Origin of the sequence: Sphingopyxis sp. (assembly GCF_036261875.1) — a bacterium.
GTDB lineage: Bacteria > Pseudomonadota > Alphaproteobacteria > Sphingomonadales > Sphingomonadaceae > Sphingopyxis.
The window spans coordinates 65,929-87,808 of the sequence record NZ_DATAJZ010000028.1 but is presented as its reverse complement, the minus strand read 5'-3'; the positions used below and the strand labels follow the sequence as shown (position 1 = coordinate 87,808).

Annotated in this window: 19 protein-coding genes and 1 tRNA gene; 13 read left to right on the top strand and 7 right to left on the bottom strand. The window is 64.7% G+C overall.

Annotated features, from left to right (window positions below; all coding sequences use genetic code 11):
* Positions 1 to 32 precede the first annotated feature (32 nt).
* The 7 genes from VHO04_RS13585 (at position 33) to VHO04_RS13555 (ending at position 8,858) form a co-directional block, all read left to right on the top strand.
* Positions 33 to 659 (top strand): acyl-homoserine-lactone synthase, encoded by a 627-nt coding sequence (locus VHO04_RS13585; protein ID WP_329628779.1) that lies wholly within the window; start codon positions 33 to 35, stop codon positions 657 to 659.
* Positions 656 to 1,534: a phytanoyl-CoA dioxygenase family protein gene (locus VHO04_RS13580; RefSeq protein WP_329628778.1), complete on the top strand. Its 879-nt coding sequence runs from the start codon at positions 656 to 658 to the stop codon at positions 1,532 to 1,534. Before VHO04_RS13585 ends, VHO04_RS13580 begins: the two co-directional genes overlap by 4 nt.
* Positions 1,531 to 2,142, top strand: coding sequence for a GntR family transcriptional regulator (locus VHO04_RS13575; RefSeq protein ID WP_329628777.1), 612 nt, complete (start codon positions 1,531 to 1,533; stop codon positions 2,140 to 2,142). Before VHO04_RS13580 ends, VHO04_RS13575 begins: the two co-directional genes overlap by 4 nt.
* 234 nt (positions 2,143 to 2,376) lie before the next feature.
* A complete protein-coding gene (locus VHO04_RS13570; protein ID WP_329628776.1) occupies positions 2,377 to 3,006 on the top strand; it encodes an RNA polymerase sigma factor in 630 nt (209 codons plus the stop codon).
* Complete coding sequence (locus VHO04_RS13565) at positions 3,003 to 3,992, top strand: FecR family protein (RefSeq protein WP_329628775.1); 990 nt, start codon at positions 3,003 to 3,005, stop codon at positions 3,990 to 3,992. Before VHO04_RS13570 ends, VHO04_RS13565 begins: the two co-directional genes overlap by 4 nt.
* A gap of 94 nt (positions 3,993 to 4,086) precedes the next feature.
* Entirely contained in the window at positions 4,087 to 6,621 is a 2,535-nt protein-coding gene (locus VHO04_RS13560) for a TonB-dependent receptor (RefSeq protein WP_329628774.1), read from the top strand.
* A gap of 11 nt (positions 6,622 to 6,632) precedes the next feature.
* Positions 6,633 to 8,858, top strand: coding sequence for a prolyl oligopeptidase family serine peptidase (locus tag VHO04_RS13555; protein ID WP_329628773.1), 2,226 nt, complete (start codon positions 6,633 to 6,635; stop codon positions 8,856 to 8,858).
* On the opposite strand, the gene VHO04_RS13550 is transcribed toward VHO04_RS13555, so the two are convergent.
* The 5 genes from VHO04_RS13550 to VHO04_RS13530 all read right to left on the bottom strand — a co-directional run bounded on the left by VHO04_RS13550 (position 8,822) and on the right by VHO04_RS13530 (position 12,240).
* The gene (locus VHO04_RS13550) at positions 8,822 to 8,965 is read right to left on the bottom strand and encodes a hypothetical protein (RefSeq protein ID WP_329628772.1); all 144 of its coding nucleotides are present in this window, start codon (positions 8,963 to 8,965) and stop codon (positions 8,822 to 8,824) included. The two genes, VHO04_RS13555 and VHO04_RS13550, sit on opposite strands and share 37 nt — an antisense overlap.
* 75 nt (positions 8,966 to 9,040) lie before the next feature.
* The gene (locus VHO04_RS13545; RefSeq protein WP_329628771.1) at positions 9,041 to 10,750 is read right to left on the bottom strand and encodes an asparagine synthase C-terminal domain-containing protein; all 1,710 of its coding nucleotides are present in this window, start codon (positions 10,748 to 10,750) and stop codon (positions 9,041 to 9,043) included.
* Positions 10,750 to 11,391, bottom strand: a complete 642-nt coding sequence (locus VHO04_RS13540; protein ID WP_329628770.1) for a lasso peptide biosynthesis B2 protein — start codon at positions 11,389 to 11,391, stop codon at positions 10,750 to 10,752. The genes VHO04_RS13545 and VHO04_RS13540 overlap by 1 nt, the downstream gene beginning before the upstream one ends.
* A 60-nt stretch (positions 11,392 to 11,451) precedes the next feature.
* Positions 11,452 to 11,589 (bottom strand): benenodin family lasso peptide, encoded by a 138-nt coding sequence (locus VHO04_RS13535; RefSeq protein WP_329628769.1) that lies wholly within the window; start codon positions 11,587 to 11,589, stop codon positions 11,452 to 11,454.
* Between the two features lie 576 nt (positions 11,590 to 12,165).
* Positions 12,166 to 12,240: transfer RNA gene (locus VHO04_RS13530), tRNA-Gly, on the bottom strand.
* Positions 12,241 to 12,442: 202 nt separating this feature from the next.
* Here VHO04_RS13530 and VHO04_RS13525 point away from each other — a divergent pair.
* Both VHO04_RS13525 and VHO04_RS13520 read left to right on the top strand, forming a co-directional pair.
* Entirely contained in the window at positions 12,443 to 13,354 is a 912-nt protein-coding gene (locus tag VHO04_RS13525) for a tetratricopeptide repeat protein (RefSeq protein ID WP_329628768.1), read from the top strand.
* 6 nt (positions 13,355 to 13,360) lie between these two features.
* Positions 13,361 to 14,011 (top strand): LON peptidase substrate-binding domain-containing protein, encoded by a 651-nt coding sequence (locus VHO04_RS13520; protein WP_329628767.1) that lies wholly within the window; start codon positions 13,361 to 13,363, stop codon positions 14,009 to 14,011.
* A gap of 14 nt (positions 14,012 to 14,025) precedes the next feature.
* On the opposite strand, the gene VHO04_RS13515 is transcribed toward VHO04_RS13520, so the two are convergent.
* Positions 14,026 to 14,733, bottom strand: a complete 708-nt coding sequence (locus VHO04_RS13515; RefSeq protein WP_329628766.1) for a sigma factor — start codon at positions 14,731 to 14,733, stop codon at positions 14,026 to 14,028.
* A gap of 135 nt (positions 14,734 to 14,868) precedes the next feature.
* Entirely contained in the window at positions 14,869 to 16,113 is a 1,245-nt protein-coding gene (locus VHO04_RS13510) for a UbiH/UbiF/VisC/COQ6 family ubiquinone biosynthesis hydroxylase (RefSeq protein WP_329628765.1), read from the bottom strand.
* 434 nt (positions 16,114 to 16,547) lie between these two features.
* On the opposite strand from VHO04_RS13510, the gene VHO04_RS13505 reads away from it, so the two are divergent.
* The 4 genes from VHO04_RS13505 to ribA all read left to right on the top strand — a co-directional run bounded on the left by VHO04_RS13505 (position 16,548) and on the right by ribA (position 21,749).
* Entirely contained in the window at positions 16,548 to 18,860 is a 2,313-nt protein-coding gene (locus VHO04_RS13505) for an FtsK/SpoIIIE family DNA translocase (protein WP_329628764.1), read from the top strand.
* Between the two features lie 146 nt (positions 18,861 to 19,006).
* Positions 19,007 to 19,609, top strand: coding sequence for a LolA family protein (locus tag VHO04_RS13500; RefSeq protein ID WP_414713116.1), 603 nt, complete (start codon positions 19,007 to 19,009; stop codon positions 19,607 to 19,609).
* A gap of 287 nt (positions 19,610 to 19,896) precedes the next feature.
* Entirely contained in the window at positions 19,897 to 20,685 is a 789-nt protein-coding gene (locus VHO04_RS13495) for an exodeoxyribonuclease III (RefSeq protein ID WP_329628762.1), read from the top strand.
* 17 nt (positions 20,686 to 20,702) lie between these two features.
* Positions 20,703 to 21,749, top strand: coding sequence for a GTP cyclohydrolase II (ribA, locus tag VHO04_RS13490; RefSeq protein WP_329628798.1), 1,047 nt, complete (start codon positions 20,703 to 20,705; stop codon positions 21,747 to 21,749).
* Positions 21,750 to 21,880 lie beyond the last annotated feature (131 nt).

Here is a 21,880-nt window from a genome sequence, read left to right as displayed (position 1 = left end):
CTGACTCTGGCTCCACAAGCCAAGGATTTTTCATGATCACTCAATCCACGCGGGCGCATGACGCGCCCGGGAACGCAGCGCTGCGCGCCATGTTCGCCGCCCGCAAACAGGTCTTCATCGACAAGCTGCAATGGGATTTGCCCGCCCTCGACGGCCGCTTCGAGCTCGACCAGTTCGATACGCCTGACGCGCGTTATCTCATTCTGCTTGACCCTGATGATCTGCGCCACCGGGCGTCGGCGCGGCTGCTACCGACAATGGGGCCGCACCTGCTCGGCGACATCTATTCGCATCTTTGCACCGGAGGCGCGCCGTCCGGTGAATGCGTATGGGAGATCAGCCGCTTCTGCCTCGACCCCGCACAAACGTCGGCCGAATGCCGCGACGCGCGCAACCAGTTGGTTACGGCGCTCGCAGACTATGCTCTCCACCACGGCATAAGCGAATATGTCGGCGTCGCCGAAGCCGGCTGGTATCACACGATCAGCAAATTCGGCTGGACCTGCCGCACGCTGGGTCCCGTTCAGCGGGATAGCGCGTGCCGAATTCTCGCCCTCAGCATAGCGATCGACGAGGACACACTCCCAGGGTTGCAGCGCACCGGTACCTACGCGCCGCTTGTCCTCAAGTTTGAAGAAGGCGGGGAGGCGGGGCTATGAAAAAGGATCTGACCGAAGCCGATCTTCCTGGCCTGCTCGTCGATGAGCTGCGCCGCAAAGGCTATTGCATCATGCGCAACGAGGCGGTCGGGCGTGTCCATGCGCTCGCGAAGGATCTCGATCCCATCTTTGCTGCGACGCCCTTTTGTGAGGGCAACTTCTATGGTCGCCGCACGAAACGGTTCGGCAGCCTGCTCAAGCGATCGCCGCACATGGCCGCGCTGGTGCTCAACCCGATCATCCTTTCTGCCGTGGAGACCATTCTCGGCACCGGCTGCGACCGAATCCAGCTGAACCTCACACAGGCGATCGAAATCCATCCGGGCGAAGTGCGGCAGTTCCCGCACCGCGACCAGGATATGTGGCGCGGTGCCGACGGCAGCCAGGAATATCTGGTCAACGTCCTCTGGCCGCTGACACCCTTCACGAAAGAGAATGGCGCCACGCGGATTTTTCCGAAGAGCCACGGCGCGAAAGGCATGGCGAAAACTGATCTTGGCCCGCCCATTTTCGCCGAAGGCAAGCCGGGCGCAGCGATCTGCTTTCTGGGATCGACTGCGCACGGGGCGGGCTCGAACCTCAGCCAAGAAGTCCGGCGCGGTGTGCTCGTCAGCTATAGCCTGGGATGGCTGAAGCCCTATGAGAATTTGTGGCTCGCTTACCCGCCCGAGATCGCCAAGACGTTTCCGCCTGAACTCGCCGCGCTCGCCGGTTATGCGCAGCACCGCCCCAATCTCGGCAATTATGAAGGCCAATGCCCCTCGGTACTGCTGAAAGATGACCGGCCAGATCATATCGGCGCAATCGACGAATTGCTTCCCGACCAAGCCGATGCCGTCGCCGAATTCGCCGCTGCCGAAAGGAACGGCCAATGAGTCCGGCGCATGTGTTCGAGCCGACCTATGAGGCGATCAAGCGCCGGCTGATGAGCGGAGAATGGGCGAGCGGCACCAGGATCGAGGCGGCCCGTCTCGCCGACGATCTCGGCGTCAGCGTAACCCCGGTGCGCGATAGCCTTTACAGGCTCAATGGCGAGCGGATGGTCGATTTCATGGCGGGCGAGGGCTTTCACGTCCATCGGCTGAACGAAACCGAGTTTCGCGATCTGCTCGAACTGCACCTCATCCTCTTGCTCGCTGCGCTCGCGACGGCGCCAAAGGGGTCGGCAACGTCGGTCCCCGCTGACCAGCCATATCCCGATCGCGTCGCCGACCTTTTTCTCGCGATCGCCGAACGCTCGTCGAACAGCGAAATTGTCGCGAGCATCGCTGCGATCGGCGACCGGCTTCAGCTATCGCGGCATTTCGACGTAATGATCCTCGGCACTGTCGACGCGGAGTATGAAGCGATCGCGATCGCCTTCGCCGATGCCGAGCCGCAAGCGCAGGTTCGTCACCTCTTGCTCGGCTATCACGAAAGGCGGGCGCACGAAGCCGCCAGCTACGCCCGGACGCTCGCCGGGCATCCGGGTCGAGTGCCATGATGGCTGGCCAAAAATGGGAGTGACCTTTTGCTTGTCAGAACCGCCCGCAATTGACATGATTCGACCGCGCAGGAGCATCGCTGGCAGCTCCTGCGCGGAATATTTCGCCAGGCATCATATGCGCCAGTCCCCACCCGGACCGGCGGCCCAACCGGACCATGGATCGCATAAGCGACCGAACGGCGGCACAGCACTGGGAGACGGGTTTCCGGCGAGCGCCGGTCGCACCCGCTCGTGCCTCCGGGATTATCTGTCGTGTCTTCCTGTACCTGCGGCGACCGTGCCCCGCCGCGTCCCCCCTTCTCGGTATCTTCGGCCTGCCATGTGCATCCGGCCGATCGTCCGCCGCTAGTCGAGCAGCGGCCTGAAGGCGGACACGATCTGGACACGATATATCGGACGCATCGCACGTCGCTCTTCCATTTCCTGCGCCGCAAAGCGGGATCCGAGGAAGCGCCGGATCTGGTGCAGGAAGTCTTCGCACGCGCGGCGGGCAGCGCGCAGCGCCATCAGCTCGTCAATCCGGGCGGGTTTCTTCGCCGCATCGCCCAGAACTTGCTGATCGATCGCGCGCGGCGCCAGAAGTCCGCGCGGGCGACCTTCTTTCCGCTTCGCGAGGAGCGCGACGGCGCGACGCCTGCGGCGCAGGAATGGAACCTCGAAGCCGCGGACTTGCTCCGGCTGTACGAAGCCGCAGTTGACGCCATGCCGCCAAAGACGCGGCGCGTTTTCCTTATGCACCGGGTGGACGAACTCAGTTATCGCGAGATACATGAACTGCTTGGCATCAGCATCGCGACGGTGGAATATCATATGATGAAAGCGCTCGGTCAGATTTCGAAGGTGCTGGACAGCGGCCGATGACCAGCACAAACGGCGGCGACTATCCCGTCAATGAAGTAGCTCAGGCTTGGCTGATCAAGATGCGCGGCGAGGACTCCGGCGCGCTCCGCGGAGAGTTTGAAGCGTGGCTCCTCGCATCAGCCGATCATGGGGAAGCCTATCGCCGCGCCGAACGCCGGATGGCGGCCTTGGCCATTCTCAAGACATCGCAGCGCCACGGAACAAGCCATGCCGAAGCGCGGCGGGGCCGGGTTCGCGGTTGGCTGCCCTGGGGCGCCGCCGCGACGGCAATCGCGCTGCTGATTGTAGCAATCGGGGCTGGAGGCGCCCCCCTTCCCGGCCAGTCCGGCAGCGCGTCCACCGCGCGCGCCGCCGAACCGCTGATTACGCAGCGCGGCGAGATCCGCACGTTCCGGCTTGCCGACGGCTCACGGGCGACGCTTGATACCGACAGCCGACTGGACGTCGCGTTCGGAGACGGCAACCGCAGCGTCCGCTTGGTAAAGGGCAGGGTCCGCCTTTTCATCGCCAAGCAAGCTATACCTCTCCATATCGACGCCGGGCCAGGCGCAGCAACCGCGAACTATGCCGAGATCGATCTGAGCCTCGACGAGGCAGGAACGGTCAGCACGGTTCTCCGGCGCGGTGAAGCCGAACTGCGCTCAGACGCGAGAACCGGCCCGGCGACGGCGTTGTCACATGGCAAGACGCTGACCTATCGGCGCGATGGCAAGCTAGAGATTAACGTGTCCCAGGCACCTGGAATTCCTGCAAACTGGCCTGAGGGCTGGGCCGAATATCGTTCGATAAGGCTGGACCAACTGATCGCCGAGGCCAATCGCTATGCTGTCGTCCCGATCGTGATCGACGATGCGGCGAGCGCAGCGCTTGAGGTTTCCGGCCGTTTCCATCTTAGCGAGACCGACGCCTTTGCCGAACGTGTCTCAATCCTGCTCGGTCTCAAGGTCGAACGCACGGCGGACGCCATTCATCTTCGCCGCCGATAATTTTTCATCGCAAGACTAAGGGGCTCCCCTTCGCCCCGTCAACGCACCCCCACTGGCCGCCTGCCTGAAGCAGGGCCGAGAATATGGGGGAGTGATGATGTTGAAGAAGTCCCGTTCGTTGGTAGCGTTGCTGGTCGGAAGTGCTGCCTGTTTGTCACCAGGGCTTGCGTTGGCCATCCAGCAACAGCGCCAGTCCTACGATATGCCCGCGCAGGATCTCGGGGATGCATTGCGCGGCGCCGCAGAGTTGGCTGATATCGAACTCTATGCCGCCTCGCGCGATCTCGAGGGAAAGACCGCGCCTGCATTGAAGGGCCAGCTGACCCCGCGCGAAGCCATCGCAGCCCTTCTGGAAGGGAGCGGGCTCACGGCTCGGTTCGATAACCGGTCCGTGGTCATTCTGAGCGACACGTCCGTTCCATTCACGCCTCCCATCGAGGCAGACCCCATCATCGTCACCGGCTCGCGCATCGCGGGCGCCCCCGCTGCGGCGCCGGTCATCGAAGTCACGGCCGAGGATATCCGCAACGCCGGGCACGCCGATCTTGGCGAGGTCGCGCGCAGCCTGCCTCAGAATTTCGGAGGCGGTCAGAACCCGGGGATCGGTTCAGGGCAGGGCGTCCAGAATGAAAATGGGAATGTCAACGGAGCCTCGACATTCAACCTGCGCGGCATCGGAGCCAATGCGACGCTGACTTTGCTCAACGGCAACCGCTTTGCCTATAGCGGCACCCAGAGCGTCATCGACGTGAGCGCTATTCCGGCCGCAGCAGTCGAGCGGATCGAAATCGTTACCGACGGCGCCTCCGCTATCTATGGCGCCGATGCGGTGGCGGGCGTGGTGAACATATTGCTGCGCGAGGATTATGACGGGATCACGACGAGCGTGCGGCTAGGCGGCTCGACCGACGGCGGTAATTTTCAGCAGCAATATAATCTGCTTGGCGGTGTGAAATGGGAGGGTGGCGGATTCCTCGCCACCTATGACTATTTCGACAATAGCGCGATTCTGGCCCGAGACCGCAGCTACGCGACGGCGAGCAACCCGGCATCCACGCTCTATCCGCGCCTCAAGCGTCACAGTTTTCTTTTGAGCGGTCACCAGCAATTGTCGCCGGGCATCAAGCTCAAGGCGGACGCACTCTACAAACGAGGAGACATGGGGTCGGTTCGGGGGTTGTTCGTGGATCGTCCGATCACCACGCGCGGGACGATCGTGAACAATGAGTTCGAGACTTTTGGCATCGCTCCGACACTCGAAGCGGACCTCGGCAGCGACTGGAACGCAAGCGTCACGGCCTTCTACGGCACCGACAAGACGCTCGGCGTAACGCAGAACTTTACCAACGGGGTGGCGACGCTTCCGCTCAGAGTTTTCAACAATCGCAGCCTCAGCTTCGAAGCGGGGGTGGAGGGTCCCCTCTTTGCCCTTCCCGCCGGCGACCTCCGGCTCGCGGCGGGCGGCGGCTGGCGCCGGAACCGCCTTGCCGCGACGGTCAATGGCAGAGACTTTTCGGGACGCCGGGACAATCGCTACGCCTATGGCGAGCTGTTCCTGCCCCTGGTGAGCCCCGCCCAAAATCTCCCCGTCGCATATCGTGCATCGCTGACGGCGGCGGTCCGGTGGGAAGATTATTCCGATGCCGGAAGCATCATCGTGCCGAAGCTGGGCTTCGTTTACGCGCCGGTCGCGGAATTCAGCTTGGGGGCATCATGGGGCCGGTCGTTCAAGATGCCGACACTCAACCAGCAATATAGCGGTTACACGCCGGTACTCCTCCCGGTAACCGGATATGGTACGCTGTTCCCGCCGGGTTCGACCTATATCTATCTCGGCGGGCGGAATCCCGACATCGGCCCCGAGCGCTCCGAAAATATGACGCTGAGCGCGACGTTCAGGCCGTCATCACGACTACAGATCGTGACGAGCCTGTTCCGGATCGGATATCGTGATCGGGTCGCGCCGCCTTTTGGCTCACCACTCGGCACGCTGACCAATCCGCTGTTCGCCGACCTCATAGCCTTCAACCCGTCGCCGGCTCTGCAGGCCGCGGCGATCGCGGGAGCAGCTGATCCGCTCGGCAATGGAACGACGGGTTCGTACAATCCGGCAAATGTCATCGCGCTGCTCGACGGGCGCGACCGGAACATCGCTTCGCAGCGCTTCAAAGGCGCCGACCTGTCGCTGCGCTACCGGGCTCCTATCGGTGCAGAGACGCTGACTCTGACGGCCAGCGGAACGTGGCTCGACAGCCGGCAGCAATTGTTGCCTGGCCTCCCGGTTGCCGATCTTGCCGGCACGATCTTCAACGCGCCGCATTTTCGCGCGCGCGGCGGGGCGACCTTCGGCGGCGCGCGCTTTACGCTGGCGTCCTTCCTGAATTTCACGGGCGGCGTAACCGATCGGCGCCGAACGACGCCGGTCAATATTTCGTCGATCGCAACACTCGACCTTTCGGCGCGCATGAAGATTGGCGGCGTCGCCGAAGTCACGGTGAACGCGCTCAACATCTTCAATGCGAAGCCGGAACCGACAGCCGTTGCCTCGCCAAGCGACACGCCCTTCGATTCGACCAACTATTCGGCAGTCGGACGTTTCCTCGGCGTCACGATCAGTCGCGACTGGTGAGGAGCGGGGAAATGAAACCCTTGTTCCGATCCGGCCTCCCGGCCGCGGCGTTCCTTGCCGCCGCGGCGCTCTCTCCTGCCATCGCGGCGGGGGAGAGCAAGGGCAGGCCTTGGACGATCGAAGACATCCTCACCGTTCCCGAAGTGAACGAGATCGCCCTTGCCCACGATGGCAAGCGCGCCATCTACGCGGTGGACATTGCCGATATCGCGGCCGGACGGCCGCGATCGCATGTTCGAACCGTCGATGTGGCGACCGGACGGACGCGCACCATATTGACTGTCGAAGCCGCGAAGTCGCTTCGGCCTATTCCCGGCACGCCCGACTGGAGCGCCCTTCTCGATTTCGGCGACGGTCTGCAACTCTATCGGATGGATAACGAAGGCGCAGTGCGGCCGCTAATCGTCAATCCCTCTCCCGTGCCGGTCGGCAAGGCGGATATGTCCTTCCCGATCGGCGGAGGAATGCGGCCCTCGCGCATCGGTGTTCTCGACTATGACTGGTCGCCCGACGGCAAATGGCTCTGGTACTCATTGATCAAAGCGAAGCCCGGCGCAGGCCGGGTGCGCTTTGACGATGAGGTCAGCGCGCTGCGAAACCGGCGACGCTCGGCGATTGAAGTCGAGGTCGACTATCTTCTGCGCGGACCAGACGGGGCGGCGGTTCGTATTGCGACCCGACCATCGACCGATCGCGTCGCGACCCGCGGCGGCGGTCGCATCGTCTGGCAAAACGACGAGGTCCGGTTCCGGGTCGAAGTGCAGGATGGAACGCTAGGTGGCAAGTTCGAACTGTGGGCGTGGGACCGCACGAAGCAAGCGATCAGCAAACTGGCGAGCCAGCGCGATTTGCTTTCAATGTGGATATTGGTGGGCCCGCATGGCGGCCAGCTTGCCACGACGGGCGTGGACAAGAAACTCGAGCTGGTCGAGACGTCATCGGACGGCCGTCGCCATAGCTATGGACCCGTTGCCTTCGAAATCGGCGATCCCCGCGCGGCAGGCTGGAAAATGAGCGCCGACGGCAGGCGCGTTGTTCTCGGTACGAGAGGGACCGAGGATCTTCGCTATGGCCTCGCGGTCCTTGAACGAAACGCTGTCCGCGTAATCGACACGGGTGCGAGCCTCACGCGTTGCGGATTTGATGGCGCCCTCGCAACGGCCGTCTGCGTGGAGGAAGGAATGACCATTCCTCCGCGCCTCATCCATATTGACTTGCGCACAGGGGCGGCGCGGCGGCTTGATTCGATCTCGTCGAGACATGATGCCATAGAGCCGCTCCGGGTGATTCCGAGAAGCTTCGTCAGCCGCGACGGCTACAGAGCACAAGGTTATGTCGTGCTTCCGCGCGGCTATCGCGAAGGCGAGCGGTATCCGGCGCTGGTCGTGACTCACGGCAGTGACGCCGACGAGCGATTCTCCGAACCGGGCAATCAGTGGAATTACCCCGTGCAGCTGTTTGCCGAGCGCGGCTATGTCGTACTGCTGCTCAATGATCCTTCGCCCCGGCAATCCGATGAACTGATGGATGCCTATCGTGCCTGGATGCGCGGCAAGGGGCCGCCCGACCCCGACACCGTTCGCCAACGCATATGGCTCAACGGCATCCACAGCATCGAGGATGCCGTAAAAGACCTCAGCACAGAGGGGCTGATCGATCCAAATCGTCTTGGCATCGCGGGCTACAGCCGGGGCTCGCAGATGGTCAATGTCGCGATCACAAATTCGCGCCTGTTTCGCGCCGCATCGAGCGGAGACGGCGGGTTCTTGGAACCAAGCGGCTATGCAGGCGCGCGCGCAAGCTACGATCCGGTTTACGGCGGCGGTCCGCTCGGCGACAATATTGACCACTATCGCCGGTTCGCGCCGTCGCTGAACGCCCGTAAGATCTGTGCAGCGGTGTTGCAGCAGGTTGCGTCGGCTTCGCCCTCGCAGATCGAGCTTTTTGAGGCTTTGCGCGACGCGGATGTTCCGACCCAGCTCAGCTATTATCCGGGAACCAGTCCTGCGTCGGACGAGACACATGTCTTCCATATCCCGTCGAACCGGCTGCAGGCGATGCGCGAGAATCTCGCATGGTTTGATTACTGGCTACTAGGCGTGCGGGATCCTGACGCACTATTCGCCGGTCGGGTTGCCAACTGGGATCGCCTGGCGAATGGTCAGCGTGATCGCTGCGTCCTCACGCCACGCCAAAACGCTCAATCATCTTCGCCAATCCCCGCGAAAATCAGATAGCGTGAGCCGGTGTCCTCTTCGACCGGGCCGACCACCTCGACACCGCGCGTCTGCTCGCTAATCGAGCCAAGTAGCACATAATCCAAATCGATATTTTGAACGTCCATTTCCGTATCCTCCAGCTTGTAAATTGGTGAGTTGGCATCCAACGATCGGTCCCGCGCGACTTCGCGAAAATGATTTCAACCTCCGCTCCAGTAGCGCGCCCAATTTTCAGCCGCGCTCAGGGCAAGGATTCGGTCGATGCGCTCGGTTCCGCGCCAGGTCGGATCATCGGGCGCGTCGAGCAGCGAGAGATCGAGAATGCCCGAGGCGGCGAGAACGCCTTCCCGAAGCCGCGCGTGCAAGGTGTCTCGGTGCCGCCGATAGATGGACAGATGAAAATCGCCGGGTCCACCCTTTTGGGTCCGCGCTGAAACGACCGCAGGGAGTAGGGGTTCGAACGCGCTACGGGCGACCGCCCGGTTCAAACCGCCCGCGATCCAGAACCAGCTCGGGATCGCGAAACAGAGTTCGACGATGGGTTGCGACATCAATGGAGCAATATGGGGCGGCATAGTTGCGCGGTCGTAGAGTTCAACGCCCTTCTGGGCTCGCATCAGATAGGCTGCGTGAACGGTTTTTCCGGGCAGAACGTCGTCCGGAGCGGTGAGCCACGGGTGGGTTGCGCCTCGTTTTCTGATACGCCGCGCGAGCTGCCGATTCAGGCCCGAGAAATTATAGCCGGCCGCATGGCGCCCGCGGTTGCGGCGATATCGCGCCCAGCCATATTTCAGAACGGTTCCGGCGTCGGCGCCGGTCAGGACCGAAATGTCCTGCACCGTCGATGCCAGCGATGGCCGTGGTCCTTGCGCCAGCAGCCGGTCGATCAGGGCGATCGTGCTCCGCGTGCCGAAAAAAATTCCATCGCCGCCATTGCCGGTAAAGAAGGCGTCGAACGGTCGGGCGGACAGTAGACGGCGATGAATTTCTTCATTGGTCTGCTTGTAGAGTGGCGCAACCGGCCACGGATGGTGGGGCGCCGCCGATCGCGTAACATCGATATCCGCGAGTTCACGATCCGCCTCGACAAGTTCGATACCGAGATGGTCGCTGAGCGCGCGCGCATAGCGCCGTTCGTCACCATCGAAATCGGAACTGACAAGATTGAGGCAAATAAGGCTGGCGTCCGACTGCGCCGCGGCCGCCGTCACGATCGAGGAATCGAGCCCTCCCGATACCCCGACCAGTATCGCGGGAAAGGCGCCTGCCCATGCCCTGACGCAATCGGTCACCGTCTCTCGAAGCGCGGCGACGGCGTCTTCCAACTCCATGACAGGAGCGCCGGTATGATCCCAAGGTGACCACCATGCCTTGGTCGACGCCTTTCCATGGTCAAATGCAAGGCACTCACCCGCGATCAGTTCTTCGATGTCAGCGAGACATGTCTGCCTTCCGCGCAGATCGCCGCCCGCGAGAGTGAAGGCGAGCTCTACGAAATCGACGGCATCAGCACCGGGCGCGGCAAGATCAGTGACAGACCCGGCGAGAACGATGTCCTCTGCGCGGCGGCGAAAATAGCAAGGAAGCAGCCCCGAGGGATCACGAAACACGCGCACGACATCGTCGGCGTCGACATGCACGATCACATAACCGCCCCAGTATTGGCCGAGCAGTGCGTGAGCACGATCGCTCATGAGGTGATCGGCTTCCTCCTGCCCCAGCGTGACGACAGGCATACTCGGCTTGCCGCGACGGAAGACCCGACCAATGATGACGGTGCGCGGCCCCGCCACGATCAAGGGCTCTTGGGACCAAATCGCGGCACCGGGCAAAACCAGGTCGGGCGGGCGGTCAAGCGACCCGCGGCCACTCGACTTCGTCCCGAGCTCGATATGGTATCCCCCCGCCATCAGACAGCAAAGATCGGCTGATAGTGGAGAACGATATCGAGCGGGTCGGTCAGCACAAGGTTGCCGGCCTGCACCCAACTGTGCGCGGCGAACGGCATGGTAACACCGAATACCAGCGATACTGTCTGACCCTGTCGGGCCATCATGCGTTTCATGGCGATGCCGCGCGGCAGGCACTGGTCGGCTCCCGACACATAGCGCTTCGCGCGTTGGAACGCTCCCGCGACATCCCGGCACGCCTTGTCGCCTGCCAACGGAAGCTCGTGCTGCGCGCAGGAGATATCGCTGAGGATTTGCGCGAGGGGGTGGCGACCGAGGTCGCGCCGCGCGCGCCGCTGCGCAGCCACGCTCGCGATTGTGACGAATATTCCTGCGCCGGCAAGCGGAGTGTCGACAAGGCTGCGAGCGGCGGTCACGGTTGGAACACCGCGCGGTAGCGCGCCCTTCTGGGCCTCACCGGTGAGGCCGAGGCGGTGCAGATGATCTTCGTCAACACGGGTGGGTGAGCCATTCGCGAATCGCTCGAACGCCTCTGCCGACCTATTCGTCAGCAGGAAGTAGCGGTCAGCGAGAAGGTCGAAGAAAATGTAGCTATCGGTGATACGCAGGTAGTGCAGGCCGGGGCGAAGTGGGGGCGACATGGACGTGTCAGGCGAGCCATCGCGAATGGCGTGCCGCGCGGCGGCGGCACGCCATCGCTTTCAGTCGTCAGCCGAGATGCCACCGGCGAACAGATAATGTTCGCCCTGATCCTCGTCGACCGGACCGAGCGGCTCGATGCCGCGGGTTTCGACGCTGATGGCGCCGAGATCGATCAGCTCACTGTTTTGGATCTTCATCGCTTCTTCCTTCCCAATTGCGCGACCGGAATGAGTCGCACTCGGGAAGTTATGCCTCGCCCAAAATGGCGGCCATTTTATAATTCAATTATTATTGGACGAACAACCTTGAAAAAGTGACCGAGCAAAGGAAACGCGCTTCGGGAGCACGCACCACCACCTTTAGCATTTGCCTGGACATACGTAGCGGAGCCCGGTCACTCGCCCTAGTTAAACGGACGGGCGGGCACCTAATTCCGCAAGTGTTTCGCCATAGGCAACCACAACTGGAGCCGGAATTGGATCTAATTGAAATCCATCTTGCTCGACACGGCACCTGCAATGTCATGCTTGGCGACAGAGATTATGGAGCGATGGCGCAAACGAGAGAATGCGAACCCGTGACTTACGCATACTGCGAGCAGCAGGCCATTCAACACCCGCCCGCTTGCGGTGCTGCGCCAACGCCCACCACGACACCCGACAACTCACCGGCGCTTGGAGACACTGTGGAGACAACGCCGCAACTGACAGCACGTGTCTCCGGACAAGACGCGTTGCAATACGCGCCAAAACATTGATATATATTGGAAAAACTGGAGCGGGCGAAGGGATTCGAACCCTCGACCCCAACCTTGGCAAGGTTGTGCTCTACCCCTGAGCTACGCCCGCTCTGGCGGCTGGAAACGGGTGGCTCCCAGCGGGTGAGGCGCGCGATTAGCACCGGCTTTCGGAGTCGGCAAGCCCTGTTTGCGCTTTTTCCGCGAAGGGTTGGCATTGACGCGCCAAATCCCACATAAGCGCGTGAAGAGTCTTTTTCGCCCATGCGGAAGCGCGCTGGGCTCATGCCTATATACTAAGGAGCATCATCACCGTGGCCACGCTCGGTCTGAACCCGCAAGAGAAAGAAGCCGTCGAAGCCTTCCGCCGCGATGTCGTCGATCCGTCGATGAAAAGCCTCGTCATCCTCGATTTCTGGGCCGAATGGTGCGGGCCGTGCAAGCAGCTTGCGCCCGTGCTCGAAAAGGTCGCCGCGGATTATGCCGACAAGGGTGTCGTGCTGGCGAAGGTCGATGTCGATGCGAACGGCTTCATCGCCAGCCAGTTCCAGGTCCAGTCGATTCCGACCGTCTATGCGATCTTTCAAGGCCAACCGGTCGCCAACCTGACCAATGCGCGGACCGAGAGCCAGCTCAAGGCGCTGCTCGATCAGTTGCTCGCGCAGCTTCCGATCGAGAGCGAGGCGAGCGCCCGCGCGGTCGAGATCGCGCCGCTGATCGAGATGGGCGAGGGCGTGCTGGCCGAGGGCGACGGGCCGCGCGCCGCGGGCATTTTTTCGCAGATCGCCCAGATGGCGCCCGACAATGCCGCGGCGCACGGCGGGCTGATCCGCGCGCTGCTGCTGGCGGGCGATGCCGGCGCGGCGCAGGCGGCGCTGGACGCGGTGCCCGCCGAGATCGCGGCCGACCCCGCGATCGCGCAGGCGAAAAGCGCGCTCGCGCTCGCCGCCGACGCGCCCGAAGCGGGCGAGCTTGCGGGGCTGGAGGCCGCAGTCGCGGCGAATCCCGACGACCATCAGGCGCGCTTCGATCTTGCCGCGGCGCAGATCGGCGCCGGGCAGCGCGATGCCGCCGCCGACAATCTGCTCCACATCGTCGCCGCCGATCGCGAATGGAACGACGGCGCCGCGCGCGCCAAGCTGCTGTCGCTGTTCGAAGCCGTGGGCCTCGAAGACCCGTGGGTCGCGGCGCAGCGCCGTCGCCTGTCGCTGATCCTGTTCGGCTGACGCGCCATGGCCGAAGCCGCACCCCTCACCATCCAGCGGATCGCGATCTTTCCGTTGCCCGGCGCGGTGCTGTTTCCGGGACTGCACCTGCCGCTCCACATCTTCGAGCCGCGCTACAAGGCGATGGTGCAGGAGGTGCTCGCGCGCGACCGCCAGATCGGAATGATCCAGCCGCGCCAGATTCCGGGCGAGGAAGCCCGCGAACCTCCCGCGCTTTACGATGTCGGCTGCGTCGGACGCATCGTCGATGTCGAGGCGCTCGACGAAGGGCGCTTCAATCTGGTGCTCGAGGGCGTCGCGCGCTTCCGCGTCCGGCGCGAACTCGACGTCACGACGCCGTTCCGTCAGGTCGAGGCCGAGATCGAGGTCGAGGCCGAAGAGGATGCCGTGCTGTCGAGCATCGAGCGCGCGAGCCTCGAACGCGAGGCGAAGCGTTTCGCGGCGCGGCAGGGTTATGTCGTCGACTGGGATTCGGTCGGCCAGCTCGACGATGCGACCTTGGTCAACGGCATCGCGCAGGTCGCGCCGTTCGACGCGGCGGCGAAGCAGGCGCTGCTTGAGGCGAGCCCGATCGACGCGCGCGCCGAGCTGGTCGTGCAGATGATGCAATTCTTCGGCCGCTTCGACGGCGACGATGGGCGCGCGACGCTACAATAGCCCTTTGTATCGGCTCAATGCGGCTTGGCGCCCACCATGCGGGCCATGTCGGCGAAGGCGCGGCGCACGATATGGCGGTCGGCCTCGCCGAGCCGTTCGATCAGCGCTTTGGTATGGGTGAGCTGGCGGCGAACGAGTGCGCCTTCCGCGTGCGCTTTCGCCGCGACCCGTTCGGGCGCCGCCGCGCCGCGCGGGGTGCGCAGCAGCGCCTTTTCGCGGCGCGCCGCCCAGTCGGCGACGAGCCGGTCGGCGACGAGGCTCGCCAGACCATCGGCGGCGGCCTGCTCGGTCGCCGCTTCGGCGCCGGGGTCGACAAGCCCGTCATCGCCGCCCGCCTCCGCCAGCGCGTCGAGCGACAGCACCGCCCCCGCCGCGCGGCGGCCCGCGCAGCGCTGGTCGCCGTGGAGCCGCAGGCGCAGCGCCTGCAATTCGGCGCGGATCTGCCAATTGACATAGGTGGTGAAGCGCGCCCGCGCGGGATCGTAGCGTTCGGCGGCGCGATGGAGCGCGATCGCGCACGCTTGCGCGGCATCCTCGGCGATATCGGCGAGGCCGTAGGACCGGGTGAAATAGCGGATGCGCGGCGCCGCGAGCGCGAACAGACGCGCGAAGGCACGGTCGACGCGCGCCCGCGCGCGCGGTCCCGGCGCCGCTTCGAGCGCGGTGCGCGCCTGGATCAATGCGGTAACGGCATCTTCGAGGGCATCGCTTTTGGCCGACATGGTCGTTCCCCATCCTGGGCGGGCTTGGCCGCCCGCAGGACAAGGGATAGGCTGCGATGGTTAGCGGGAGCGTGCCGGGCGCCTAAGTATAAACCCATATCCGTCGCCCCTGCGCGGATGGGGCCGACGATCGGGTCAGATTTCGGCGCCCGCCAGCAGGCGCGGCAGGTCGCCCGCCTCGCCGCGCGCTTCGTCCATGAAGAAGCGCTTGAGCACCGGCAGTCGCTGCACGGCGCCGAGCCCGGCGCGACGCACCGCCGACGCGGTCTTGCCCGGAATCCCGAACAGGCGGGTGAGGCCGTCGGTCGCGAGGCTGACCATCAGATTGTCGAGCCCGCGCCAGCGCTGATAGCGCGCGAGCAGCGCCGCGTCGCCGAGGTCGAGCCCGAGCCGTGCGCCCTCGACGAGTACTTCGGTGAGCGCCGCGACGTCGCGCAGGCCGAGGTTGAGTCCTTGTCCCGCGATCGGATGAATGCCGTGCGCGGCGTCTCCGACGAGGACGATGCGGTCGGCGACGATCTTTGCGCTGTGATGGAAACCGAGCGGATAGGTCATGCGCGGTGCGACGAGTTCCATCGCGCCGAGCAGCCCGCCCGCGCGCTTTTCGAGCTCGGCGGTAAAGCCGCGGTCGCCGAGCTTCGCGAAGCCCGGCCCATCCTTTTCGGACACCGTCCACACGAACGCCGAGCGATGCCGCCCCTGCTCGTCGTCGACGAGCGGCAGCAGCGCGAAAGGCCCTGAGGGGAAGAAGATTTCGTGCGCGACATGATCGTGCGGTTTTGTGTGCGCGACGGCGCCGATCATCGCGTGATGATGATAGGACCAGCTCGCGATGCTGAACCCCGCCGCATCGCGCGTCGGCGAGCGCCGCCCCTCGGCGACGATCAGCAGCGGCGCCGCGAGCGTCGTCCCGTCGGCGAGCGTCAGCGTCACGCCATGCGCGCCGACCTCGCGATCCACGACCTTCGCGGGCGCAAAGATTCGCACCAGCGGCGCCTCGGCGATCCCCGCCGCGAGCGCGAGGCGGAGGCGGCGATTCTCGACCATCGTGCCGAGCGCCGGCGCGTCCTCGGCGGTGACGAAATCAAGCTCGCCGCCGCCGCCATTTTCCTTTGGCCCGCCGTCGCTGACCTTGATCGCGCGGATCGGGCAGCCGTGATCGGTGAGCCGGCCGGCGATGCCGATCACCTCGAACATCCGCCACACCGCGCTCGCGATCGCCGAGGCGCGGCCATCGAAGCCCGGCGCGATCGTCGCCACCGGATCGGCGGGATCAACGATCTGACTCGACAGGCCGTGGCGAGCGAGGGCGAGGGCCAGCGCCTGTCCGACGAGGCCGCCACCGGAGATCAGGACATCGCTACGCAGAGGTTCGGTCATGCACCCGCCCTAGCGCGTTTTGGGGCAGGATGAAAAGGACGGCGTTTGACCGAAAGAGAGAGGAACGTCTGAAAACGAGCGGAAGGCGACAAGCGGATCCTCCCCGTGCCGGGGAGGATCGGCACCGTCCGCTCCCCACCCCTAAGCCGACATCGGCTCCAAATAGGCCTTTCCTACATTATCCAGCTGTGTCAGCCTTCATCCGGCTCTTTCATTTGGTGAACAAAAACGGTCGCTAGCCGGCTTGCGGTGCAGCCATCGCGCGGCGCGTCCAGCACGCCGCAAGACCCGAACCGGCGCGCGCATTGGGCTGAACTTTCCTGAACTTCGGAATAATATCGTGCACGCTTGCACGCCTCGCCGAGGGGCTGCTTGACGGCGAGTCCGCCCCGTGTGCATATCGCCGTGGTTAATAGTTGAGGACCGTTTCCAGCATGGCCAGCCGCAAGCCCATCGCCGCAAAGGCTGATTGGCGCACGATTTTCCGCCAGAGCATCGCCCGGTCGCTCGTGATCGCGGCGGCGGCGCTGCTCGCTGCCTTCACCTTGTTCCTGACGCTCGCCTTCGTCACCTACGACAGCACCGACGCGGCGCTCAACACCGCGGCGAACGGCAATGCCGCGAACTGGATGGGCGCCCCCGGCGCCTGGTTCGCCGACCTTGGCCTGTCGATCGGCGGCGCGCCGGTCGTGCTGTTGCTGCCTTTGCTCGGCGTCATGGCGTGGCGGCTGTGGGTTGGGGAACCTCAACCCTATTGGCTCCGCCAGCTCGCCTATTCTTTTATCGGCATCCTGCTCGTCGGACTCGGCGCCGAATTATGGGCGCCCGCCAGCGGCGCGCCGATGCCGGCGGGCTGGGGTGGGATCATCGCGCTGGTCGTCGGCGGCGCGATCACGCCGCTGTTCGCGCTTGCCGGCGAACCCGGCGCGGCGCTCGCGCGCTTCGCGGCGATCGTGGTGCTGGTCCTCCTCGGCCTGTGGCTCGCCTTTCGCGCGCTGCGGCTCGAAAAGGGCTGGGCCTCGCGGCTCAAGCTGCCTGCGGCGGCGAGCAGCCGCGTCGTCGAACCGGCCAAGGCGGCCGAGGCCGGGGCCAAGGCGCCCAATCTGATGGAGCGCGTGATCCGCCCGCGTCCGCGCGCCGAGCCGAGCGACCGCGCGCCGCCCGAGATCGCCGATCCCGTTGAACGCACGGCACCGTCGAAGCCCAAGGCCAAGCCGCAGACCGAGCTGTTCACCAATTACCAGCTTCCCTCGATCGATTTGCTCACCCCGGCGCCCGAGGGGCGGAGCGGCCAGATCGACAAGGCGGCGCTCGAACGCAACGCGCGGCTGCTCGAATCGGTGCTTGAGGATTTCCAGGTCAAGGGCGTCGTCACCGCGGTGCGCCCCGGCCCCGTCGTCACCATGTACGAGCTCGAGCCTGCGCCGGGCACCAAGGCGAGCCGCGTCTCGAACCTCGCCGACGACATTGCGCGCAACATGTCGGCGCTGTCGGCGCGCATCGCGCCGATCCCCGGCCGCACGGTGATCGGCATCGAGCTGCCCAACGCGAACCGCGAGGCGGTGGTGCTGCACGAAATCATCGGCAGCGCGCTGTTCCAGGACCAGAATGGCGCGCTGCCGATCATCCTCGGCAAGAATATCAGTGGCGATGCGATGATCGCCGACCTCGCCCCGATGCCGCACCTGCTGATCGCGGGCACCACCGGATCGGGCAAATCGGTCGGGCTCAACGCGATGATCCTCTCGCTCCTCTATCGCCTCGGCCCCGACCAGGTGAAGATGATCATGATCGATCCGAAGATGCTGGAACTCAGCGTCTATGACGACATTCCGCACCTGCTCGCCCCGGTGGTGACCGAGCCCAAGAAAGCGATCCGCGCGCTCAAATGGGCGGTCGAGCAGATGGAGGACCGCTACCGGATGATGTCGTCGCTGTCGGTGCGCAACCTTGCCTCCTACAACGACAAGGTGCGCGGGGCGCTTGCCAAGGGCAAGTCGCTCGGGCGGCGCGTCCAGACCGGCTACGACCCCGACACCGGCCAGCCGGTCTATGAGGAGGAGGCGCTCGACTATCAGCCGCTGCCGCAGATCGTCGTCGTCGTCGACGAGCTGGCCGACCTGATGATGACCGCGGGCAAGGAGGTCGAATTCCTGATCCAGCGCCTCGCGCAAAAGGCGCGCGCCGCGGGCATCCACCTGATCCTCGCGACGCAGCGGCCGTCGGTCGACGTCATCACCGGCGTCATCAAGGCAAACCTGCCGACGCGCATCAGCTTCAACGTCACCTCGAAGATCGACAGCCGCACGATCCTGGGCGAGGCGGGCGCCGAGCAGCTGCTCGGCAAGGGCGACATGCTCTATGTCCCCGGCGGCAAGCAGATCACCCGCATCCACGGCCCCTTCGTGTCGGACGACGAGGTGCGACAGGTCGCCGAACATTGGAAAGCGCAGGGCCGCCCCGACTATATCGAGAGCGTCACCGAGGATCCCGAAGACGGCGGCTTCGCGATGGAAGGCGCCCCCGCGGGCGGCGACAGCGCCGAGGACCGCATGTATGCCAAGGCCTGCCAGATCGTCGCCGAAAGCCAGAAGGCCTCGACGAGCTGGCTCCAGCGGCAGCTTCGCATCGGCTATAACAGCGCCGCGCGCCTGATCGAGCGGATGGAGGAGGAGGGACTCGTCAGCCCGCCCAACCATGTCGGCCGCCGCGACGTGCTGACCGACCAATATGGCCAGCCGCGATAGGGGGGATTGAAGCATTTCTCAAATCGTCATCCCGGCCTTCGCCGGGATGACGGAGAGATGAAACGGCAGTTCAGGACGAGTTCAATGCCTGACCCTCATGATGCAGCCCCACAAGCAAGACAGAGAGCCAGATGACCTTTCAGAAGATGATCGCCCCTTTCGCCGCCGTCGGCCTTGCGGTCGCCGCGCCCGCCATCGCGCAGTCGGCGAGCGCGCTGGCGTCGGTGCAGGCGCACCTCAAATCGACGAGTTCGATGACCGCCGATTTCGTCCAGACCGACCGCAACGGCCAGCGGCTGACCGGCAAGCTGACGCTGAAGCGCCCCGGCAAGATCCGCTTTCAATATCAGAAGGACGTGCCGCTGCTGATCGTCGGCGACGGCAGCCGCCTGACGATGATCGACTATCAGGTGAAGCAGGTGCAGAGCTGGCCGGTCAGGAATTCGCCGCTCGGCGCGCTGCTCGACCCCGACCGCGACCTGTCGAAATATGCCAAGGTGCTGCCCACCGGCAGCAGCGACGTGCTGAGCGTCGAGGTGAAGGACCCGAAACGCCCCGAATATGGCACGATCACGATGGTCTTCGTCCGCGACGGATCGTCGCCTGCCGGCCTCCGCTTGCGTGGCTGGGTGGCGCTCGATTCGCAGAACAACCGGACGCGCATCGACCTCAGCAACCAGAAGTTCAACGTCGCGGTCGCCGACTCGGCGTTCAAATGGACCGATCCGCGCCCGCGCAAGCGCAAGTGATCGCCGCGGCATCGACGAACGGCCTTCCCTGACCGACGAACGACGGCGGGGCGCGGCCCGTTCAGCTTGGCGACAGGGAAAGGCGGCTATTCCAACCCTCGAAGGCGCCACCACGGCTTCCGGTTTTGGGTTTCCCCCTGTTGCCCCATCCGGATCGCCCGGTGTCTTCATTCAAGAGCGTGACGAACGCTGACCTTGAACCCCCGTTCCACCGCCCCTGGAACGGGGGTTTATGATTCTCGGTGCCGCCATTGCGAACCGCATCCGGCCTCGATAGAGCCGACGGCATGACAAGCATCGCGTCCTGGAACATCAACAGCGTCCGCGCCCGAATCGGCATCGTCGAAAAATTCCTGCGCGAAGAAGCCCCCGACATTCTGTGCCTGCAGGAGACGAAGGTCGAATGCGGCCTGTTCCCCAAGGGCATGTTCGAGCAGCTCGGCTATACCCATATCGTCACCAACGGCCAGCGGATGCACCATGGCGTCGCGATCATCAGCAGGCTGCCGCTAGCCGACGTCCGCAAATATGACTGGCAGGCGAACGGCGAGGCGCGACATATCGGCGTCACGCTGCCGTCGGGGGTCCGGCTCGACAATGTCTATATCCCCGCGGGCGGCGACATAGCGGACCGCACCCTCAACCCCAAATTCGGCCAGAAGCTCGATTTCTTCGGCCGCATGACCGACTGGTCGCGCGCGCTGGTCGATACGCCGACGATCCTGACCGGCGATTTCAACGTCGCCCCGCTCGAAAGCGACGTCTGGAACCACAAGGCGCTGCTCGACGTCGTCAGCCACACGCCGATCGAGGTCGAAACGCTCGCACGATTGCAGGCAGCGTCGGACTGGGTCGACCTCGGCCGCCATTTCGTCGCGGCGCCGACGCCGCTTTATACCTGGTGGAGCTACCGCGCGAAGGATTGGGAAGCGTCGAACCGTGGCCGCCGGCTCGATCATATGTGGGCGACCCCCGACCTGGCCCCGAAAGCGGTTTCGCACCGGGTGGTGCAGCCGGCGCGGAGCTGGGAGCGGCCGTCGGATCATATTCCGCTGGTGACGGAGTTTGCCATTTGAGCGATGCGCCAAAGGATATGGGCGCCCGGAGAGCCGCGCGCGCGATCGACGCGCTGCGCCGGGGGTGGCCGTTCCGGATCGGCGGCGGCGATGGCGCGCTCGACCTGATCGCGGTCGAAAGCGCGCGCGACGCGGCGCTGACGGCGTTCGGCAGCCATGACGTGCTGATCTCGGGCGAGCGCGCGGTGACGCTGAAGCTTACCAACCAGCGCGCCGCCGCAACGCCGGGGCCGGTGCGGCTTTCAAATGCCGCCGATAGTGTCGCGGCAGCACTCGCCATCGCCGATCCGGCGCTCGACCTCGCGCATCCGCTGAAAGGCCCCTTTCGCACCATGCCCACCGGCAGCGATTCGGCGGCCTCGGCGGCGATGACGATGGCGCGGCACGCAGGGCTGCTCCCCGCCTTCTTCGTGCGCGCAGCGTCGGGCGCGACCGAAACCGAAGCCAGCGCCGACGACGTCGTCGCGCTGCTCGACCCGGCGCGGCTCGAAATCGCGGCGCGGGCGCGCCTGCCCGTTGAGGCAAGCGAGAGCGCCGAGATCGTCGCCTTTCGCAGCCCCGAGGAAGCATCGGACCATGTCGCGCTGATCATCGGCAAGCGCGACGGCCAGCCGCCGGTCGTGCGGCTGCACAGCGAATGCCTGACCGGCGACGTGCTCGGCAGCCTCAAATGCGATTGCGGACCGCAGCTCCACGCCGCGCTCCACGCGATGGCCGACGCGCCGTGGGGGGTGCTGCTCTACTTGCGGCAGGAGGGGCGCGGGATCGGGCTGGTCAACAAGCTGCGCGCCTATGCGCTGCAGGATCAGGGGTATGACACGGTCGACGCCAATCTGCGGCTCGGCTTTCCGGTCGAGGCGCGCGATTTCGCGATCGCCGGGCGAATGCTGGACCTGCTGGGCATCCCGCGCATCCGGCTGATGACCAACAATCCCGAAAAGGTCGCGCGGCTGGAGAAGGAAGGCGTCGCGGTGGTCGAACGCATCCCGCTCGCACTGCCGACGAACAAATATAACGAGCAATATCTGGCAACGAAGCGCGACCGGACGGGACACCAGCTCTAAGCTCGCCGCATTTCTTGTTTCGCACGAAGACACAAAGACACGAAGAGGCCAGCGGGGGCCAATAGGCCCCTTTTCTTTCATCGGCGCCGCCAATCGCAATGTGGAGCAGAGGAAAGCCGCTTTGCGGCAAA

Coding starts and splice junctions, on each gene's coding strand:
- VHO04_RS13585 (WP_329628779.1), top strand. CDS start 33: ATGATCACTCAATCCACGCGGGCGCATGACGCGCCCGGGAACGCAGCG.
- VHO04_RS13580 (WP_329628778.1), top strand. CDS start 656: ATGAAAAAGGATCTGACCGAAGCCGATCTTCCTGGCCTGCTCGTCGAT.
- VHO04_RS13575 (WP_329628777.1), top strand. CDS start 1,531: ATGAGTCCGGCGCATGTGTTCGAGCCGACCTATGAGGCGATCAAGCGC.
- VHO04_RS13565 (WP_329628775.1), top strand. CDS start 3,003: ATGACCAGCACAAACGGCGGCGACTATCCCGTCAATGAAGTAGCTCAG.
- VHO04_RS13560 (WP_329628774.1), top strand. CDS start 4,087: ATGATGTTGAAGAAGTCCCGTTCGTTGGTAGCGTTGCTGGTCGGAAGT.
- VHO04_RS13555 (WP_329628773.1), top strand. CDS start 6,633: ATGAAACCCTTGTTCCGATCCGGCCTCCCGGCCGCGGCGTTCCTTGCC.
- VHO04_RS13550 (WP_329628772.1), bottom strand. CDS start 8,965: ATGGACGTTCAAAATATCGATTTGGATTATGTGCTACTTGGCTCGATT.
- VHO04_RS13545 (WP_329628771.1), bottom strand. CDS start 10,750: ATGGCGGGGGGATACCATATCGAGCTCGGGACGAAGTCGAGTGGCCGC.
- VHO04_RS13540 (WP_329628770.1), bottom strand. CDS start 11,391: ATGTCGCCCCCACTTCGCCCCGGCCTGCACTACCTGCGTATCACCGAT.
- VHO04_RS13535 (WP_329628769.1), bottom strand. CDS start 11,589: ATGAAGATCCAAAACAGTGAGCTGATCGATCTCGGCGCCATCAGCGTC.
- VHO04_RS13520 (WP_329628767.1), top strand. CDS start 13,361: ATGGCCGAAGCCGCACCCCTCACCATCCAGCGGATCGCGATCTTTCCG.
- VHO04_RS13515 (WP_329628766.1), bottom strand. CDS start 14,733: ATGTCGGCCAAAAGCGATGCCCTCGAAGATGCCGTTACCGCATTGATC.
- VHO04_RS13510 (WP_329628765.1), bottom strand. CDS start 16,113: ATGACCGAACCTCTGCGTAGCGATGTCCTGATCTCCGGTGGCGGCCTC.
- VHO04_RS13505 (WP_329628764.1), top strand. CDS start 16,548: ATGGCCAGCCGCAAGCCCATCGCCGCAAAGGCTGATTGGCGCACGATT.
- VHO04_RS13500 (WP_414713116.1), top strand. CDS start 19,007: ATGATCGCCCCTTTCGCCGCCGTCGGCCTTGCGGTCGCCGCGCCCGCC.
- VHO04_RS13495 (WP_329628762.1), top strand. CDS start 19,897: ATGACAAGCATCGCGTCCTGGAACATCAACAGCGTCCGCGCCCGAATC.
- ribA (WP_329628798.1), top strand. CDS start 20,703: ATGGGCGCCCGGAGAGCCGCGCGCGCGATCGACGCGCTGCGCCGGGGG.